General features: G+C 42.2%; 16 protein-coding genes and 1 riboswitch. Of the genes, 9 read left to right on the forward strand and 7 right to left on the reverse strand.

The window, feature by feature from the left end; genetic code table 11:
• The first annotated feature begins 24 nt into the window (after positions 1-24).
• From trpA to GJB62_RS29715, 5 genes are all read left to right on the forward strand, one after another.
• Positions 25-852, forward strand: a complete 828-nt coding sequence (gene trpA / locus GJB62_RS29695; RefSeq protein ID WP_114080646.1) for a tryptophan synthase subunit alpha — start codon at positions 25-27, stop codon at positions 850-852.
• A 155-nt stretch (positions 853-1,007) separates the two neighbouring features.
• On the forward strand, positions 1,008-2,237 hold the full coding sequence (gene trpB / locus GJB62_RS29700; RefSeq protein WP_114080645.1) for a tryptophan synthase subunit beta: 1,230 nt from the start codon (positions 1,008-1,010) through the stop codon (positions 2,235-2,237).
• 123 nt (positions 2,238-2,360) lie between these two features.
• Entirely contained in the window at positions 2,361-3,452 is a 1,092-nt protein-coding gene (gene trpD, locus GJB62_RS29705) for an anthranilate phosphoribosyltransferase (protein WP_114080644.1), read from the forward strand.
• Positions 3,453-3,650: 198 nt separating this feature from the next.
• The gene (gene aroF, locus GJB62_RS29710) at positions 3,651-4,751 is read left to right on the forward strand and encodes a 3-deoxy-7-phosphoheptulonate synthase (RefSeq protein ID WP_114080643.1); all 1,101 of its coding nucleotides are present in this window, start codon (positions 3,651-3,653) and stop codon (positions 4,749-4,751) included.
• Between the two features lie 266 nt (positions 4,752-5,017).
• Entirely contained in the window at positions 5,018-5,962 is a 945-nt protein-coding gene (locus tag GJB62_RS29715) for a general stress protein (protein ID WP_114080642.1), read from the forward strand.
• Between the two features lie 336 nt (positions 5,963-6,298).
• On the opposite strand, the gene GJB62_RS29720 is transcribed toward GJB62_RS29715, so the two are convergent.
• Positions 6,299-6,499, reverse strand: coding sequence for a heavy-metal-associated domain-containing protein (locus GJB62_RS29720; RefSeq protein WP_114080641.1), 201 nt, complete (start codon positions 6,497-6,499; stop codon positions 6,299-6,301).
• Positions 6,500-6,745: 246 nt separating this feature from the next.
• Positions 6,746-7,558: an SDR family oxidoreductase gene (locus GJB62_RS29725; protein ID WP_114080640.1), complete on the reverse strand. Its 813-nt coding sequence runs from the start codon at positions 7,556-7,558 to the stop codon at positions 6,746-6,748.
• A gap of 208 nt (positions 7,559-7,766) precedes the next feature.
• Here GJB62_RS29725 and GJB62_RS29730 point away from each other — a divergent pair, with 208 nt between their 5' ends.
• The gene (locus GJB62_RS29730) at positions 7,767-8,741 is read left to right on the forward strand and encodes a threo-3-hydroxy-L-aspartate ammonia-lyase (RefSeq protein ID WP_114080639.1); all 975 of its coding nucleotides are present in this window, start codon (positions 7,767-7,769) and stop codon (positions 8,739-8,741) included.
• A gap of 76 nt (positions 8,742-8,817) precedes the next feature.
• On the opposite strand, the gene GJB62_RS29735 is transcribed toward GJB62_RS29730, so the two are convergent.
• Entirely contained in the window at positions 8,818-10,962 is a 2,145-nt protein-coding gene (locus GJB62_RS29735) for a serine/threonine-protein kinase (protein WP_114080638.1), read from the reverse strand.
• A 57-nt stretch (positions 10,963-11,019) separates the two neighbouring features.
• The gene (locus GJB62_RS29740; RefSeq protein ID WP_114080637.1) at positions 11,020-12,714 is read right to left on the reverse strand and encodes a serine/threonine-protein kinase; all 1,695 of its coding nucleotides are present in this window, start codon (positions 12,712-12,714) and stop codon (positions 11,020-11,022) included.
• Between the two features lie 203 nt (positions 12,715-12,917).
• Between GJB62_RS29740 and GJB62_RS29745 the strand changes: the two genes are divergently transcribed.
• On the forward strand, positions 12,918-14,432 hold the full coding sequence (locus GJB62_RS29745) for a phenylacetate--CoA ligase family protein (RefSeq protein WP_159402609.1): 1,515 nt from the start codon (positions 12,918-12,920) through the stop codon (positions 14,430-14,432).
• A 409-nt stretch (positions 14,433-14,841) separates the two neighbouring features.
• Here the strand turns inward: GJB62_RS29745 and GJB62_RS29750 are convergent, their stop codons facing one another.
• The 3 genes from GJB62_RS29750 to GJB62_RS29760 all read right to left on the reverse strand — a co-directional run bounded on the left by GJB62_RS29750 (position 14,842) and on the right by GJB62_RS29760 (position 17,776).
• Positions 14,842-16,554 (reverse strand): DUF190 domain-containing protein, encoded by a 1,713-nt coding sequence (locus GJB62_RS29750; protein ID WP_159402610.1) that lies wholly within the window; start codon positions 16,552-16,554, stop codon positions 14,842-14,844.
• A gap of 69 nt (positions 16,555-16,623) precedes the next feature.
• Positions 16,624-17,163 (reverse strand): hypothetical protein, encoded by a 540-nt coding sequence (locus tag GJB62_RS29755; protein ID WP_114080636.1) that lies wholly within the window; start codon positions 17,161-17,163, stop codon positions 16,624-16,626.
• Positions 17,164-17,234: 71 nt separating this feature from the next.
• Positions 17,235-17,310: riboswitch (Fluoride riboswitch) on the reverse strand.
• Between the two features lie 274 nt (positions 17,311-17,584).
• On the reverse strand, positions 17,585-17,776 hold the full coding sequence (locus tag GJB62_RS29760) for a GAF domain-containing protein (RefSeq protein ID WP_348537534.1): 192 nt from the start codon (positions 17,774-17,776) through the stop codon (positions 17,585-17,587).
• On the opposite strand from GJB62_RS29760, the gene GJB62_RS38100 reads away from it, so the two are divergent.
• Together GJB62_RS38100 and GJB62_RS29765 are read left to right on the forward strand one after the other, a co-directional pair.
• Positions 17,722-17,844 (forward strand): hypothetical protein, encoded by a 123-nt coding sequence (locus GJB62_RS38100; RefSeq protein WP_256874618.1) that lies wholly within the window; start codon positions 17,722-17,724, stop codon positions 17,842-17,844. The two genes, GJB62_RS29760 and GJB62_RS38100, sit on opposite strands and share 55 nt — an antisense overlap.
• 89 nt (positions 17,845-17,933) lie before the next feature.
• A complete protein-coding gene (locus GJB62_RS29765; RefSeq protein ID WP_114080634.1) occupies positions 17,934-18,581 on the forward strand; it encodes an MOSC domain-containing protein in 648 nt (215 codons plus the stop codon).
• Positions 18,582-18,690 lie beyond the last annotated feature (109 nt).

An 18,690-nucleotide genomic window follows, 5' to 3' on the forward strand; every position in this document is an offset into this window, starting at 1 on the left:
ACTAATCATTAACTATTTTTCAAAATGACTTCTATCTCTGATTCCTTTCAAACTTTACGCGATCGCCAACAGTGTGCTTTAATCCCCTTTATCACAGCAGGCGATCCTAACTTAGAAATCACTGCTCAAGCTTTACGTATCTTAGATCGCAACGGCGCTGACTTCATCGAGTTAGGCATTCCCTACTCCGATCCTCTCGCAGATGGGCCTGTAATTCAAGCAGCCGCGACTCGCGCTTTGCAAAAAGGCACGAAATTAGAGCAAGTATTAGAAATGTTGGAAGGTTTAACTCCTACCTTGAAAGCGCCGATAATTCTATTTACTTATTACAATCCCATTTTGCACCGGGGTATTAAGACATTTTTGGCGCAAATTGCCACTGCTGGCGTGAAAGGCTTGGTAGTGCCAGACTTACCCTTAGAAGAAGCAGAAGAATTAATCCAAACTGCTGCATCTTTTGGGATTGAGGTAATTTTACTTGTAGCTCCTACCAGTTCTAAAGATAGGATTTTAGCGATCGCTCGTCAATCTCAAGGTTTTATTTACCTGGTAAGCGTCACAGGCGTTACAGGTATCCGCGCTCAAATCCAAGACCGCGTAAAAGATTTAATTACCGACTTGCGAAGCGTCACCGATAAACCCATCGGCGTTGGTTTTGGTATTTCCGGGCCAGAACAAGCGCATCAAGTAATGGAATGGGGAGCAGATGCGGTGATTGTTGGTAGTGCCTTCGTCAAACGTCTAGCTGAAGGTAGCCCAACAGAAAGATTACAAGCTGTAGAAAAGCTTTGTCAAGAACTTAAAACAGCAATTACCCCAGTATCCCTGCAACAAGTTGTTTCTGCAAAGTAAAAAACTCTCTCTCTTTCTTCTCTCTGTGCCCTCTGCGCCTCTGTGGTTCGATAAAAAATAACGAACCGCAGAGACACAGAGAACGCAGAGATTTGAAGAGTCACCTTGAATAGAACGAAAGTAAAAAATACTTGAACGTAAAAGGATTTTAAACAGTGGTAAGCATACAAGACATCAAGACTGCAACTATCCAACCAGATTCTTTGGGCAGATTTGGAAGATTTGGCGGTAAGTACGTCCCCGAAACCTTAATGCCTGCATTAAGTGAGTTAGAAGCAGCATTTCAAAAATATCGCAACGAGCCGAGTTTCCAAGCAGAACTGCAAAACCTACTGCGCGATTATGTCGGACGACCCAGCCCATTATATTTTGCTGAACGCCTGACAACAAACTACGCTAGACCAGATGGCACGGGGCCGCAAATCTATTTAAAACGTGAGGATTTAAATCATACAGGCGCTCACAAAATTAATAATGCTTTAGCTCAAGTGTTGCTAGCTAAACGCATGGGTAAGCAACGGATTATTGCCGAGACAGGTGCAGGACAACACGGTGTAGCCACTGCAACTGTATGTGCTAGGTTTGGTTTGAAATGCGTGATTTACATGGGCATCCATGATATGGAACGCCAATCGCTAAATGTGTTCCGCATGAAATTAATGGGGGCAGAAGTTCGTCCAGTAGAAGCGGGTACGGGAACTCTCAAGGATGCAACTTCGGAAGCAATTCGGGATTGGGTGACAAATGTAGAAACAACCCATTACATCCTCGGTTCTGTTGCCGGGCCTCATCCTTACCCGATGATTGTCCGTGACTTCCACGCGGTAATTGGTGTAGAAACTCGCGCTCAATCCCAGGATAAATGGGGAGGATTACCAGATATTCTACTGGCTTGCGTGGGTGGAGGTTCCAACGCGATCGGCTTATTCAATGAATTTGTCCATGAACCTTCGGTGCGTCTAATTGGAGTCGAAGCGGCGGGTGAAGGTGTAGATACAGAAAAACACGCTGCTACCTTGACAAAGGGAAGAATAGGTGTATTACATGGTGCAATGAGCTATTTACTGCAAGATGATGATGGTCAAGTCATCGAAGCCCATTCAATTAGTGCCGGGTTAGACTATCCCGGTGTAGGGCCAGAACATAGTTATTTAAAGGATCTTGGTCGCGCTGAATATTACAGTGTCACTGATAAACAAGCCTTAGAAGCATTTCAAAGACTTTCGCAACTAGAGGGAATTATCCCAGCTTTGGAAACGGCTCATGCGATCGCATATCTCGAAACCCTTTGTCCTCAGTTAAAAGGCAATCCCCGCATCGTCATCAATTGCTCCGGTAGAGGTGACAAAGATGTACAAACCGTCGCCAAAGTCCTGATTCCCTAGTGGTTCATGTCATTGATTTAGATGAGTTCGTAGTAAGCACTTTAGTGCTTAAAAATTCAGGACTAAAGTCCTGACTACAAACTTATTCTTCATTCAGAACTAGTCAAATGAGAAATAACCACAATGATAACTGTAACCCAAGCTCCACCCGAAAACATCGCTATCTCTTCTGAGTTCTACAACTGGCCAGCTTTATTACAACAATTGCTAAATCGGCAATCGTTGACGGTTTCCCAAGCTACAGATTTAATGCAAGGTTGGCTCACAGATTCTATCCCTCATGTTTTATCAGGAGCGATTTTAACCGCAATTCAAGCCAAAGGTGTATCCGCCCAAGAATTAGTAGGCATGGCCAGTGTCTTACAATCCCAATCCCCAGTACCCAGTACCCAGTACCCAGCCCCCCTAATTGACACCTGCGGAACTGGTGGAGATGGTGCTTCAACTTTTAATATTTCCACTGCTGTCGCCTTTGTCGCCGCCGCCGCCGGGGTAAAAGTTGCCAAACATGGCAATCGTTCGGCATCTAGTAAGACTGGTTCGGCTGATGTACTGGAAGCTTTGGGGATAAATCTCAACGCCAATCCAGAAAAAGTGCAAGCCGCAGTCGGTGAAGTTGGAATCACCTTTTTGTTTGCTCCAGGTTGGCATCCTGCACTCAAAGCGATCGCAACTTTGCGAAAAACTTTGAAGGTGCGGACTGTTTTTAACTTACTCGGCCCGCTAGTAAATCCCATGCGGCCGACAGGGCAAATTATTGGCGTGAACGATCCGCTTTTACTAGAGGAAATTGTTCAAGCTTTATCGCAATTGGGATGTCAACAAGCGATCGCAGTTCATGGACGTGAACGTTTAGATGAAGCTGGTTTAGCAGATGTCACTGATTTAGCTGTACTCCAAGATAAAAAAGTGCGTTCTCTAACGCTGAACCCTCAAGAACTTGGTTTGAATTTTGCCCCCACTGCGGCATTGCAGGGTGGAGATGTCGAAGAAAATGCCGAAATCTTGAAGGCAGTTTTACAAGGTAAAGGCACTCAAGCACAGCAGGATGTTGTCGCTTTAAACACAGCCCTGGCACTCCAAGTAGGTGAAGCCATTCACGGGGAAACGGATATTTTAGTTGGTTGTGTTAAAGGTATTGTCCTGGCGAAGGAAATCCTGCAAAGCGGCGCGGCTTGGACAAAACTAGAACAACTCGCTGAATTTTTGCGCTAACTGCTAAACAGCCCTGGCGAATGGAATTCGCGGCTACACAAACAAAGTCCACCTCCGTGGACTAAATAAAGAAAAATTGAGGGTTTGAAACCCACGGAGGTGGGTTTTATCTGTGTAGACGCGGTTTCTAACCGCCTTTTTAACTGTTCCCTACGAAGGGACTGTAGTACACCCAAAACTATACACAAGGAAAAACAGATGATTATCATCCTTAAAAACGGTACACCTACTGAGGAAATTACCCGTATCAGTGAAGAACTAAGTGAAACTTGGAAAGTCACCGTAGAAAAAAGCATTGGCACTCATAAAGTTGTACTAGGGCTAATTGGCGATACCACTAGCATCGATAAATTACAGGTTCAGGAATTTAGCCCTTGGATTGAGCAAGTATTACGGGTGCAACAACCTTTCAAGCGGGTAAGCCGAGAATTCCGACATGGAGAAGCCAGCGAGGTTGTTGTACCTACACCCAACGGTGATGTCTATTTTGGCGAACATCATCCAATCGTGGTGGTAGCTGGGCCTTGTTCCGTTGAGAATGAAGCGATGATTGTCGAAACCGCAAAGCGCGTCAAGGCAGCAGGAGCGCAATTTCTCCGTGGCGGAGCTTACAAACCTCGCACTTCACCTTATGCCTTTCAAGGTTATGGTGAAAGCGCTTTAGATTTATTAGCAGCAGCGCGGGAAGCGACTGGTTTGGGTATTGTCACAGAATTGATGGATGCTGCCGATTTATCAGCAGTGGCGAGAACAGCTGACATAATCCAAATTGGAGCTAGGAATATGCACAACTTCTCGCTGTTGAAAAAGGTAGGCGCTCAAGATAAACCAGTGCTGCTAAAGCGCGGGATGTCTGCCACAATTGACGAGTGGTTGATGGCAGCAGAATATATTTTGGCATCTGGAAACCCAAATGTAATTCTTTGTGAGCGGGGAATCAGAACCTTTGATGGTAAATATGCCCGGAATACTTTAGATTTATCGGTGCTTCCGGTGTTGCGATCGCTAACGCATTTACCGATTATGATCGATCCTAGTCATGGTACTGGTAGGTCAGAATATGTGCCATCAATGGCAATGGCTGCGATCGCAGCTGGTACAGATGCCTTGATGATTGAAGTTCACCCCAATCCCGCAAAAGCTTTATCTGACGGGCCGCAATCTCTCACCCCTGATAAATTTGACCGCTTAGTTCGAGAAATGTCAATTATTGGCAAAGTAGTCGATCGCTGGTCTACACCTACATTTGATAGCATTAATGACAACCGCATTCTCTTCGCACCAAAACTATCAAAGTAGACAGAGGGTAATCTCAGCTGATTTTTTGTGAATGGCTAAACCCGATCAACAGATTTTTTAAACAAAAGAATCCGTTGGTCGGGTTTTCATTAGCACGAAAGACTGATTATTGTAGAGACGCAGGGTTAGCGCGTCTCTTGCCTTAACCATAATAATTTTTATTACTTAGGATAGTTCCGAGTTAAATAAAATTGTATTTAAGATTACAAGGTAATAAAAAACTAAATTTGTGGGGAATTAATTTCCCCTGCTACCAAGGAGTAATAATGGTTTTAAGTCAATATCAACGTGCTGTGGGCGTATTTACTCATCGTCGAGATGCAGAACAGGCGCTACATGAGTTGAGAGATTCTGGCTTGGCGATGGACAAAGTATCTGTAGTTGTACAGAATGCAGACCGCAATCATGAAATTACCGAGGATGAAATTAAAGAGCGCACTGGTGATAAAGCTGACGAAGGTGCAACAGTAGGAGGTCTTTCAGGGGGCGCTGTTGGTGGATTGACTGGTTTATTAGTAGGTCTTGGGACTTTAGCAATCCCTGGAGTTGGGCCAATAATGCTGGCTGGCGCAGCTGCAACTGCTTTGGTTACAACCCTTGTTGGTGCAAGTATTGGTGCTGCTACTGGGACTTTTGCTGGTGCATTAGTTGGTTGGGGAATATCAGAAGAACAAGCTAGATCATATAACGAGCGAGTAGAGCATGGACACTATTTCATAATCGTGGATTGTACATCTTTTGAAATTGCTAAAGTAGAAGCAATTCTACAGCGTTGGGGTATTGAAGAATTTGGCATTTACGAACCTATAAGTATTGAGCAATTATCTCCAAATTCTACTACTACCATTCCTAATAAAAGTGGGATTTTGAGCAAATATGCTGTTAGTTGCTTCGATAACATAGAGAATGCTAAAGCTGCAATTAACGATATGTATATCACAGGGTTTTCAGCAAATCAGATGTCTTTAATTTGCAAAGACCTTTCTCAATTTATTGGGTTAACTGGTATTAATTTAAGTGAGCGCTTTGACGCGATGAGGCTAGGAATAGCGGATGATTGGGCACGCTTTTACAACGAGCAAATTGAGCAAGGAAATTACATACTCATCGTTAGCGGCACAGACAATGAGCTTGAACAGGCTAGCTTTATTGTAGGCAATTATGGAATTCAGGAATTTCAGATTTATGACCCAATGTTAATCCGCTCTTGAAAACTAGCACTGGGAATTTTAACAATTTTGTTAGAACAAACAAATATATAGCAATACTTTCAAAATCCTCCGGTCTTTAGCTGTAAGTAGGTAGACATAATTAAATATAAAATAAACTCTTAGTTTGTAGTGAGCGATTTATCGCTCAGAGCAAGGATTATCAGGACTAAAGTCCTTACTACAAACAATAAATTTATTTATGCCTAGATACTTATGTGTTGCAGCTTATAACTTTAGTTGAAATATTCCGCCCGTAAACCGGGCGAATATGTAACAAAGCAATTGTGCAAACTAAATTATTTCATCTAAATTTCTGAGGAGATTTAGATAAAGTAATTAATAGCCTTCTATCGTATAACCAGCAGATTGAACTATCTGTTTAATCGACTCTTCAGAAGCCGCAGTATCTACAGTTACGGTTTTAGCATCAACATTCACATCTACTTTGGCATCAGATTCCATCGTCAAAATAGATTTAGTTATTTTCTTGGCGCACTCATCACCTTTAATATCTGGAACTTTCAATTTAATTGCCATTACTTACCTCAGTTCATCAACTTTTATTTCTATTTAATCAATATAATAACGGTTGAGACAATGAAGAAACATCTTACTAGAGTCAGGGAATTGAGCATCCCTAGGATAGTAATAAATAATAGCTAGACTTAAATTATTAGTTGTTAGATGGCTAATACATCTGGTTTTTGGTAGATGCCCTTGTGCAATTTGTTGTATGAAGAAACTAACTCTGGCGATTTAGTTGAAAAAGGATAAAATATCGAGCTACCTATTTTTTTGGAGTTCGTGCATACTTCTCACAACCTTTGTTACTAGATTTCTGGGTGTAAATCTGACGCTTTCGGTCAATATTTTATTTCTCATCCCAGGAACAACAACAGTTTTATTTTTCATTAAACCCCGATAACCAATCTTAGCAACAGTTTCCGTATCCATCATTCTGTTAACGTTAGCAATTTTGGAATCTTCCATTGCAGCAGTTTGTTGGAATTCTGATGCTGTTGGGCCGGGACAAAGAACAGTAACGCTAACACCAGTACCCTCTAATTCATTAGCGATCGCTTCTGAAAATGATAAGACATAGGCTTTAGTAGCAAAATAAACCGCCATTAGAGGCCCCGGTTGAAAAGCTGCTGCTGAGGCGACATTTAATATTTTTCCATAGTCTTGCTCAACCATATCCTTGAGAAATAACTTTGTTAAATGTGTCAATGTCACCATATTTACCTGGAGCATTTGCAGTTCAATACTGAGGTCTGTTTCGCTAAATGCTCCATAAGTACCAAAGCCAGCATTGTTAACCAGCACATCAATTTTGATCGATTCTTGCTGGAGTTCTCTAAAAATTTCTTCTGGAGATGTTGGGATAGATAAATCCTTAGTCAAAACTTTCACAAAAATTCCAAATTTTTGCGGAAATTCATTTATGATTTCTGTAAGTTTTTGTTCATTCTTATCCACTAACACCAGATTATAACCATGACGAGCAAAAATCTGGGTTAATTGATAGCCTATCCCACTAGCCGCTCCTGTAATTAGAGCAGTTTTTTTTTGCCGACTTTCAGATGTTTTATTCATGCTAGAAAAATGGCGAATGTGAGTTAATTAATTTAAGTTTTATAAATTTAGCTACAACAATATATAATGTTTGCGGTAGCTATTTTTATGCAGACAATAAATGATGCTATCTACCTGAAACGAGTATGCTTCAATCAAGCATAAGAGACGTAAATATAAAAATCTGTATCTATATAAACAAGAGCAAAAATATTTAATTTTGTCATTAATGTCACAACCTAATTCCGTTACTATAACTGATGTGCAAGCAGCACAAGAGCGAATTTTGGGAATTGCCCATCGCACGCCTGTGCTAACTTCTAGAATGGTTAACGATCGCACCAATAGCCAAGTATTCTTTAAATGCGAAAACTTTCAACGCACCGGGGCATTTAAATTTAGAGGGGCGTACAATGCTTTAGCGCAACTATCGGTAGCACAAAAACAAACAGGCGTTCTCACCTATTCATCAGGAAATCATGCCCAAGCGATCGCTCTAGCTGGAAAAATCCTCAATATTCCCACCACTATTGTCATGCCTGATGATGCACCCATTGTCAAACAAACTGCGACTCGTGGCTATGGTGCAGAGATAATTTTATACAATCGCCAAGAAACAAACCGAGAAGAATTAGCCCAAAATCTAGCAGATGATAGCTCTTTGACACTCATTCCCCCTTACGATCATCCCCATGTAGTCGCTGGACAGGGGACAACTGCTTTAGAACTGATTCAAGAGGTTGGCGAATTGGATTTGCTATTAGTTTGTTGTGGCGGTGGCGGATTACTTTCAGGATGTGCGATCGCAGCTAAGTCACTTTTACCCAATTGTAAAGTAATTGGAGTAGAACCAGCACTCGCCGATGATGCTACCCGCTCTTTTCACACCAAAACCCTGCAAACTGTCAAGAATCCTGATACCATCGCCGATGGTGCGCGGACTCCTAGCCTTGGTAAAATTACTTTCCCCTTAGTGCTGCATTACGTTGATGATATGGTGACGGTATCTGAAGAAGCGATTCTTCGCACCATGTTTTTCTTATGGGAACGTCTGAAAATTGTCGTTGAACCCACAGGAGTACTTGCAGCAGCAGCCTTACTCGAAGGTGTGGTGACAGCACCAGAGTCGAGGATTGGTGTCATCATCAGTGGTGGAAATATCGATTTGGCGCAAGTTGGTAAATTGTTTTCTGGTGGATTTTGACACCCCCACCCCTTTAAGGAGTGGGATTGCAAGGTTTTAGCGAATCAACTTATCTAATTGGATTTCCCCGATATTTTTAATTCTTCTGGGGAGTCACCTCAGCACTAGGCGTAGGTGTAGATTCAGGTGTGGGGGTTTCTGTGGAAGTAGGTGTAGGTGTAGGTTCAGGCGTGGATGTTTCCGTGGGTGTAGGTTCAGGCGTAGGTGTTGGCGATGGGGGAGGAGTGGGATTTTCTGCTGTAACGGTGAGTTCATAGTCTACTGGTTTCGATGCTGTGGAAACCACGACAAACTCGTAAAATCCGTTTTCTGGTAATTTAGTTGATAAAATGCGCTTGGTAGAATCTTCTAAGAATTGGATTTTGCCAGAGGGTGAATAGACTGATAATAAAACTTGGGAATTTGCTTCTAGTTTCAATTCCAGAGATTGATTTTTAGCAAGTCCAGCAATAAATACTTTGCCACTACCAGGTTGAAGATTACCACTGACTGTTTTGCCAGTAGCGCCCGGATCAAAGACAAGTTTCTGGAAAGCGCTACCGGAGAGGATCGCACTGAGTTTATCGCTAACAAAACCGTACCAAACTTGTCCAATGGGCTGATCTCGGAAATCTTTACCACGCTGTTCAGGGAATACACTTAAAAATGCAGCGTCTCCCAAATCATACAAAGAACGACTACCAACGTTGATTTTGTTGACTTCTACTTTCCAGCGATCGCGTTCAGCGCTTGTATAAGTTCCCAGTTGTCGGCGGGTGTTGGAACTCAGGGGTGCTAGTTTTTCCAGCAATTCTGAGGCTGTTTTATCCCATTCTGCCCGCAAACCCTCATCTTCAGTCCCATCGCTGAGAGTGCGCCCGCGTACACTGGGGTTTCTGTCCCAAAAAACTTGATTCACCAAGTTCACATAGAAGTTAGAGTTAATCCCCAACTGTTGACGGCGATCGTTTAATTTTTCTTTGCGTTGCCGTTCTGCGGGTGAATATTGCGCTAAAGGATCGGTTGGTTGGTTACTGGTTGGAGTTGGGCTAGCTGTGGGAGTAGGTTGAACTCCCCCGATATCGTTGCGGCTGCTATTCACTCCCCACCAAATTAATCCAACACTACCAGCTACCACCGCCGCCACTAGAAAGATTTTTGTTGGTGTCCACCAAGAAGAGGGAGAGGGGGGCGATGAGAAGGATGGGGGAGGTGGGGAGACGGCGACGGTGGCGGATGTGGGTTGTGGTGGGGTGGGATATTGAGTTGGGGGAAAGTTAGCTGGGGGCGGGTTGAGGGCTTCGATTACTTGGCGAACTGATTGATAGCGATCGCTTGGTCTGGCAGATAGCATTTTATCTAAGACCTGTGCCAAAATCGGACTCACGTTTACTTCCCGTCGCCACTGCCAGGTTAAATTATAGGTATCAATTAATTCTTGGGGCTGTTTCCCTGTCAGTAAAACCAACATTGTTGCAGCTAAAGCATATAAGTCGCTGTGAGGAGATACTAACCCAGTTTGCATCTGTTCTGGGGGTGCAAATCCAACCTTACCTAATAAGGTGGGTGATGGGGAAGATGCAACCATGCCGGGTTGGTAATATTCGGAAGCTACGGTTGCTACTACTTGTTTGACACCGCCAAAGTCAATTAAAACTGGCAGTTTGTCAACAGTGCGAAGCATTAAGTTATCTGGAGAAATATCTCGATGAATTACTCCCAGTGAGTGGATGTATTCTAACACTGGCAAAATTTGCTGCAACAATTGGCGTACTTCTGCCTCTGTAAAGCGCAAACCTTGTTGTAACCGCGCATTTAACAAAGAATTGTAAGTTTCCCCTTCTACATAATCTTGCACCAAAAACAGATATTCCTTGCCGCCTAAGTTTAGCCGCAGCAGTTCCCGGAAGCGGGGAATTTGCGGATGTTGCAGTTTATAGAGAACACTCGCTTCTCTCTCAAACAGTTCTTCTGCTTTTTGAACAACGTAAGCGGTTTGAACTTGGGGGGAAAATTCTTTTAAAACACAAAGTTCGCGGAAACGGTTGACATCTTCGGCTAAATAAGTCCGTCCAAAGCCACCTTGGCCAATTTGACGCACAATTACATAGCGATCGCCTAAAGTTAGTCCCGGTTGGATACTATAACTCATGGGCGCACCCGACAATTTTTCACCACACTGGAGACAAAAGCGACTACTTGGGGAATTTTCATGTCCTTTATAACAATATATTTTGGTCATTTGTCATTGGTCATTTGTCATTTGTTATTTGTTATTCTTCCCTAGTCGCCAGTCTCCTTACTTGCCAGATTGTACTTTACTGACTTGATCGGCTGCGATCGCATACCAAATTTGACCGAAGGTCTTTTGATTCAGTTTCCCACGCTCCTGACCAGGAAACAACCGATCAAATTTTTCATTTGTGTCTTTGGTCAGCTGATCAAGTGTATAGTTCCCCAATTGGCCGGATCGCGCTTGTCGCCTCCATGTATCGTAATCTTTTTGACTATATTTACCTAATTTTTGACGAGATTCTGTACTGAGCTTTGCCTGTTCTATTTTATTCAATAAATCGTCAGCAATACCAGACCATTCATCTCGTAAACCAGCATCTTCAGGTTTAGATGTCAGGCTACGTCCCTTTAATTCTGGTTTTTTTGTATAAAATAAATCATCTACGAAGGGAATAAAAAATCCTTCAGTAATTTCTAGCTGTTGGCGACGATTGATAATTTCTTGGAGATTAGGGTTTTTTCCTTTTTCGCCACCTGGTTTACCGCTTGGGAACTGGGGAATTTGCGGTAATGAAATTGATGGGATGGTAATTGAAGATACGCTGCGGATGACGGCATTTACTACTCCCCAAGCACCTGCGCCGGTTAAGACAACTAAAGCTGTTCCCCCTAAACTCATCATAAAAGGACGAATCCAAAGAGGGAAAGATATCGGTTTGGAGATCGCTTGCGTTCTGTTCTGAAATCTACTCACAATCGCACTGGCGCGTTGTCTTCCCGGAGCAACTACCATCGTCTTAATCTTGCTGGTAATCGAATTGCCAGTTGATTTAGTCGCACTTGATGATGGTAAATCTTTGAGGATTTGCTCGGCTCGTTGATAGCGATCGCTCGGTTTATAAGCTACCATCTTTTTTAACACCGCTTCCAGTTTGGGACTAACTCGGATTTGTTTTCCCCAGCCCCAAATTCCCTGGTAGCTGTCGTATAATTTTTGCGGTTCTTGCCCTGTAAGCAACACCAGTGATGTAACTGCCAAAGAGTATAAATCACTACTAAAAAATGCTTTCCCTTGCCGTAGCTGCTCTTCTGGAGCGTAGCCTTTTTTACCCAGCAAAGTATTATTTCCCACCAACTTAGTCTGCCAAAAACCTTGAGAAGCTGGCAATTGCTTGACACCACCAAAATCAATCAGCACGGGTAGATTATCAGAACGCCGCCAAATTAAATTATCGGGAGAGATATCACGGTGAACAACATCTTGTGAGTGGATGTAGGCTAATACAGGTAAAATCTGTTGCAGTAGGGTGATTACTTCCTCTTCACTGAAAGTCTTTCCTTGGCTCTCGCGTTGTTCTAATAATTGGTAGTAATTGTCACCATCTACATAATCTTGTACTAGAAAGAAAAAATCTTTAGTACCTATTTTCACTTGTAGCGAGGCGTGAAAACGCGGAATCTGTGGATGCTGGAGTTTTTTTAGAACATTGGCTTCTCGCTCAAATAACTCTTTAGCTTTTTGTAAATCTTGATGTTCTTGTACTTGGGGTGCAAATTCCTTCAGCACACAGGTTCGATGGGATTGACTTATATCCTCTGCCAAATAGGTGCGTCCAAAGCCGCCCTGCCCTAAATGACGGATAATTTGATAGCGATTATCCACAACCTGTCCCACAGCAAGAGGTAATGGTTCACCACAATGGGTACAAAAGCGGTTACTACCATTATTTGTGTGTTGTCTACTGCAATAGAGTTGCATGGTGCTGAAGGATAAATTAATGTTTTATTGGATGACTACAACGCGCATATCCTCATTTTCGGATATCCTACGAATTACGTTAGCGGCGTAAGAGCGTCATTACGAATTACGAATTACGTTAGCGAAGCGGTAGCGAGTCTTCGAGCGTCATTACGAATTATTTTAACGGTGTTGGTTCATTTTCAGGATAAACAACAAGCGTCATGAACTCCATACCACGACAGCAGCGAGTAATTAAAGCATTTGAAGATTTTTTATCTACCCCCCTAGAAACGATATTGCAACGGCATCTTAACACTCAAACTTCGGCAGCTTTAACTTTATTTCATGATGTGGCGGCTAATGTACCTGCCTACAAAGCTTTTTTAGCTGAAAGGGAAATTAATCCTGCGACTATTCAAACCTTGGAGGAGTTTCAAAAACTCCCAGCGATCGCTAAACAAAATTATATACTGCGTTATCCCTTAGCTGACTTGTGCCACAACGGACAACTAGAAGGGTGCGATATGATCGCCGCTTCATCAGGTTCTAGTGGTAAACCGACATTTTGGCCTCGTTTTTTCACAGATGAACTCCAAATCGCCACACGCTTTGAACAAATTTTTCACGATAGTTTTCATTCAGATACTAGACGTACCCTAGCAGTGATTTGTTTCACTTTAGGCACTTGGGTAGGTGGGATGTTTACCACTAATTGCTGTCGTTATCTTGCTAGCAAAGGTTATCTCATCACCGTAATTACTCCTGGTAACAACAAAGATGAGATTTTGCGAGTTGTCCAAGAACTAGGTTCAGAATTTGAACAAGTGGTGTTGTTGGGATACCCGCCATTTTTAAAAGATGTAATTGATACTGGTATCGCTCGTGGTGTGGAGTGGCAGAAATATCAGATTAAATTGGTGATGGCGGGAGAAGTATTTAGTGAAGAATGGCGGAGTTTAGTTGGCGAAAGAGTTGGTTCCCAAAATCCTTGCTATGATTTTGCATCACTTTACGGCACTGCGGATGCGGGAGTTTTGGGTAATGAAACACCTTTAAGTATCTGCATTCGCCGTTTTTTGGCAATAAATCCCGATGCAGCTAGAGCTTTATTTGGAGAATCGCGTTTACCCACGCTAGTACAATACGATCCCTTCACTCGCTTTTTTGAAGTTCACGATGGCGGATTGTTATTTTCAGGAGATAACGGTATTCCCTTAGTACGTTATGACATCTTAGATACTGGCGGGATAATTAGTTATGATGCCATGCTGCAATTTTTAGCAGAATGGGGGTTTAATCCGCTCGAAAATCTGCGTTCTGACACTCAAGAATTACCTAGAGGTATTCATCAGCTACCTTTCGTTTATGTCTTCGGGCGTTCTAACTTTACAGTTTCTTACTTTGGCGCAAATATCTATCCCGAAAATGTGACGGTGGGATTAGAGCAACCAGGAATTCAAGAATGGGTGACTGGTAAATTCGTGTTGCAGGTGAAGGAAGATGCAGATAAAAATCGATTTTTATCTGTGGTTGTGGAGTTAGGAGCAGGGGTAGAGGGTAGTGAAGATCGAAGACTTGCGATCGCATCTTCTATTCTTTCACAACTGCTACGTCTAAATAGCGAGTTTGCTAATTATGTTCCCGCAGAATATCAAACACCACAGGTTACATTAGCACCAATGGGGGATGCGGAATATTTCCCTATTGGGGTGAAACATCGTTATACGCGTCAATAGTACTAGAGAGGCAGTTTAGTAAAATAGTTGACAAAAAATTGAAGAAGAATTCAGAAGTCAGAATGGGCTAAACGCCCCGCTACCGCTAACAGGAGTCAGAATAAATCAGTCGGGGATTCAGACCCGCGACTGATTAAAGACCACCAAATCGTAGATTTAGTGGGGGTCTTAAACCCGGCTATTCAGACGCTCTCTACGAGACGCTGCGCGAACGTGGACTCGCTTTAAGCGAAGCCATGCCGTTGGCGCAGCCTCTCGTAGAGAAGGCTTTACGCTGCGCTATCCGCCACTCGCACAGAATTCATTCTGTTAGCGGTAGCGGGGCGTTTAGCCCATTCTGACTCCTGACTCCTGAATTCTGTTCGATAAAATTATAAGGAAATGCTGTCCCAAACCAAGGGTTCAGCTATCACGGTAATAATTCCTCACATCGTAATAAAACAACTCTTACTTCTTTGAGTTCATCGATATGTTCATCTAGAAAACGTCGCAGCTTATCCTCTTGATCAACTAATTCCAGGCATTGAGGGAGTTTATGATGAGGAAATTCATGATGGTCATGGTGCAAATGATCTCCTTTTAAAAATCCCACCGAAACTCGGTGTACTACAACTTGCTCAATCCCAAAAGCTTTGGCACGGGAGGCTAAATAATAAGTGAGAGTGGGGGCTGTTAATTTTTGCCAAAATGTTTTTTGGGGTACGCGAGTTCCAGAGTGAAAATACAAACGCAAAACTGTCAAATTGTGCATTTCAATTTCTTCTCTTTGGTGTACAAATCCCCAAAAATGCAGATCATTGAATAAATGAATTTCTTTTTCAATCTTTTTTTCCCCAGTCCTAGCAGGTTCTAGGACTTGGGTAGCCAAACTTCGTTCTTCTTGCACAGGCATAAAATGGTACTTGCCTGAGCCAAGGCGTTGTGCGTTATAGATGCCAGCGTGACCAGAAAAAATATAGCTCGCCACACAAGCGATACCAATAAAGACTCCTGATTCTAAACCAAACAGTTCAATTCCCATAAAAGTTGAGGCTATTGGTGTATTTGCTGCTCCACCAAAGACAGCTACAAATCCCATGCCTGCAAGTAAAGGTGTAGGTAGCGCCAATATTAAGGACAAAGCATTGCCTAATGTTGCACCAATATAAAATAGAGGGGTTACTTCTCCTCCTTTAAAACCTGCTCCCAAAGTTAGAGCGGTGAAAGCTATTTTCTCAGCAAAATCCCACGGTGGTAACTGGGTGTTAAAAGCATCAACAATTGTAGGAATACCCAGTCCAATGTATTTTGTAGTTCCGACTGCCCAAACAGCCAATGCCACAATTAAGCCGCCGATGGCAGGGCGTAAAGGAGGGTAGGAGATTTTTTCTTTAAAAATGTGGTTGATTTTGTGAGTCAGCTTGGCAAAAATCATCGCTACAATTCCAAAGATTGCACCAGCGACAATTGCTGAAATCAGCCCCATGACTGTGACTGTGGGGACAACGGGGGCGTGACGATATGCTGTATGGTGTAAACCCAACATTAAGGTAACGCGATCGCCTACGACTGCTGCAATTAAACAGGGAAAAAGTGCATCGTGTTGGATTTTACCAATAGCTAAAACTTCTAAACCAAAGATGGTTCCAGCTAAGGGAGTCCCAAAAACTGAAGCAAATCCTCCACTTAAACCAGCCATTAATAAAATTCGCCGATCTGCGTGTTTGAAGTGGAATATCTTTGTCAACCGATCTGCGAGTGAAGCTGCTATTTGTAAAGCTGTACCTTCACGCCCGGCTGAACCCCCAAATAAATGAGTTAGGTCTGTACCTAACAAAACTAAAGGAGCCATCCGCAAGGGAATAATATCTTTGGGGTTATGAATTTCTTCAAGTAAAAGATTATTTCCTGCCTCTACTTGTTTGCCAAACCGATGATAAATCCAACCGCTTAAGAGGCCGCCCAGTGGTAATAATGCAATTATCCAAAGATGAGATTCTCGCCAATTTGTTGACCATTCCAATGATGCCAAAAGCGCAGCAGAACCTATTCCGGAAATAATACCAACTACAAAGGAGATGATTAACCATTTACTGAGTTGAGGTAAGGCAATTAGCTGCTCTAATTGGCGTAATTTATTCATATTTAAATTACCTTAATTTTTGTAAGTTTAGCTTTATCTCTTTATGAACCGAAGTAGATATCCCAAAAATCAGCTAATAAAATTTGCTGATTGATATAGTCTAGAACGAGCTAAAATTTCATCAATCAATTGACTATTTTTTAAAACTAAATAAATCTTCCTAATAACTTTAAAAACAGATAAATTATTTGCTGGTTTTATGCTAGTTATACCAATTCTCCAAAAGATGGCTACGGATAATGACGCTCTTACACGCAGACGCGGAGATTGATCTGTTGCGAGATTATAGAAAATTGGTATTACAAATATGTATTTCTGCTTTACAAGATTCAATACTAACTGACTCTCTGAGCTTTTAAGCAACGACTTCTGTGCAAGAGAGTTCTCTAGTAATTCTGCTAGTTTGAATGTGACAATATTGAAGTGTTTTTTGATATTCGCTTGAAAGTAACTCAGTAAAATTTTATTGTTAAAGCAGCAATCTTTGATTACCTTAATTATTAGAGATACTCCATCAGCCTGATTTAAAGCTGCTCTGGGTCTTTCTAAAAATAGACTCTTGAGAGTTTCTAGCCTTATTTTGATAACTCTATAAAAAATTTTACCCACCTTACTTACCTCATCTTGGCTGATAATTCTTAGCTCTAGTTACCTATCTTTTGACAGAAGGTTAATGTAGCGTTGAACTAGAAACTATCAGCCGTGAGGGCGGTTCTCTGGTTTTTCCAGAAGGCGAGTTTCATCACCACTTTCTTTGTAATACCAAAGTCTCCACTAATTTGTCAAGGAATTAGAGCAGTCAACTTTTTAGCTTCTGTCTTCATTTGCTCCAGCCGTCAAAAATACCATCCATTTACAGGCTCCCAAGAACAACTAGAGGTAATTGAACACTCACTTTAGTACCGATCACAGTGTCAGATTCAATGGATAATTCTTCACCATGAGCATTGACAATACGTTTGGTAATGACAAGTTTCAGCCCTGTACACCAAATTTCGCATAGATGCAGCGATCGCATCGCCCTCGAAGTTTAAAGTCTGGCATCTGCTATTATCAACCCAAGACGATGTGCAATAAGTTGTAATTGCTGTACATCGCGCTCAGTAAAATTGTGGGATTTGAAGTTACCAACGTGCAGAACCCCAATCACTCCTTCCTCAACAGGTAATGGAACGCCAACGAGCGATCGCAGTTGCTTACCAAGAAGAACCAACTGCAACAACTGATAAGGGTTCGGTGTTGATTTGTATTTCTCAACCTGGAACGGCAAAATTGGTGTTAGATATTTAATAAATTCCTCTGATAATCAAGTAATATCAAGCATATTATCTATCAGGCTTAATATCGGTACAAAATTTTATTAGAGGAGATATTAAATTGTGCAAGTTATCTCTGTCAACGTAGGACTTCCCCGTGAAGTGCTTTGGAAGGGCAAAACAGTTACAACTGGGATTTTTAAAGAACCAGTTGAGGGACAAGTGATGATGCGATCGCTCAATTTAGATGGGGATAGACAAGCTGATTTGAGTGTCCACGGGGGGAAAGACAAAGCAGTTTATGCTTATCCATTCGAGCATTATGACTATTGGCGGCGCAAGTTACCTGACATGGATTTGCCCTGGGGAATGTTTGGTGAAAACCTTACTACGGTTGGGCTGTTAGAAGATGAGGTTAATATTGGCGATCGCTTTCGAATCGGTAGCGCAGAGGTAATGGTGACTCAACCTCGAATGCCTTGTTATAAACTCTTAATCAAGTTTGGACGTGCAGATATAGTTAAACAGTTTTTAGATAGCCGCCTAACTGGGTTCTACTTTTCAGTGCTGCAAGAGGGTCAAGTCGGAAATGGTGATACTTTGTCGTTAATCAGTCGAGACTCAAATAATGTCACTGTTGCTGATATTACCCGACTTTATGCACGGGAAACACACGACCTAGAACTGTTACACCGCGCTGTACAAGTTGAGGCTTTACCTACAGGTTGGCGAGACTATTTTCAGCAGCAAATCGAGAAGTTTAAAAGATAAATTTTTGCATACTTGGCTGGCGACAGAAAGTTGATATTGGGAAATGACTTATGACTTGAGGATTGGGTTTAACAGCACAGTTGAGCAATAGCAAATGACCTCGAATTTA

This window comes from Nostoc sp. ATCC 53789 (genome assembly GCF_009873495.1).
GTDB classification, from domain to species: domain Bacteria; phylum Cyanobacteriota; class Cyanobacteriia; order Cyanobacteriales; family Nostocaceae; genus Nostoc; species Nostoc muscorum_A.

Coding starts and splice junctions, on each gene's coding strand:
- trpA (WP_114080646.1), top strand. CDS start 25: ATGACTTCTATCTCTGATTCCTTTCAAACTTTACGCGATCGCCAACAG.
- trpD (WP_114080644.1), top strand. CDS start 2,361: ATGATAACTGTAACCCAAGCTCCACCCGAAAACATCGCTATCTCTTCT.
- aroF (WP_114080643.1), top strand. CDS start 3,651: ATGATTATCATCCTTAAAAACGGTACACCTACTGAGGAAATTACCCGT.
- GJB62_RS29715 (WP_114080642.1), top strand. CDS start 5,018: ATGGTTTTAAGTCAATATCAACGTGCTGTGGGCGTATTTACTCATCGT.
- GJB62_RS29720 (WP_114080641.1), bottom strand. CDS start 6,499: ATGGCAATTAAATTGAAAGTTCCAGATATTAAAGGTGATGAGTGCGCC.
- GJB62_RS29725 (WP_114080640.1), bottom strand. CDS start 7,558: ATGAATAAAACATCTGAAAGTCGGCAAAAAAAAACTGCTCTAATTACA.
- GJB62_RS29730 (WP_114080639.1), top strand. CDS start 7,767: ATGTCACAACCTAATTCCGTTACTATAACTGATGTGCAAGCAGCACAA.
- GJB62_RS29735 (WP_114080638.1), bottom strand. CDS start 10,962: ATGACCAAAATATATTGTTATAAAGGACATGAAAATTCCCCAAGTAGT.
- GJB62_RS29740 (WP_114080637.1), bottom strand. CDS start 12,714: ATGCAACTCTATTGCAGTAGACAACACACAAATAATGGTAGTAACCGC.
- GJB62_RS29745 (WP_159402609.1), top strand. CDS start 12,918: ATGAACTCCATACCACGACAGCAGCGAGTAATTAAAGCATTTGAAGAT.
- GJB62_RS29750 (WP_159402610.1), bottom strand. CDS start 16,554: ATGAATAAATTACGCCAATTAGAGCAGCTAATTGCCTTACCTCAACTC.
- GJB62_RS38100 (WP_256874618.1), top strand. CDS start 17,722: ATGGAACGCCAACGAGCGATCGCAGTTGCTTACCAAGAAGAACCAACT.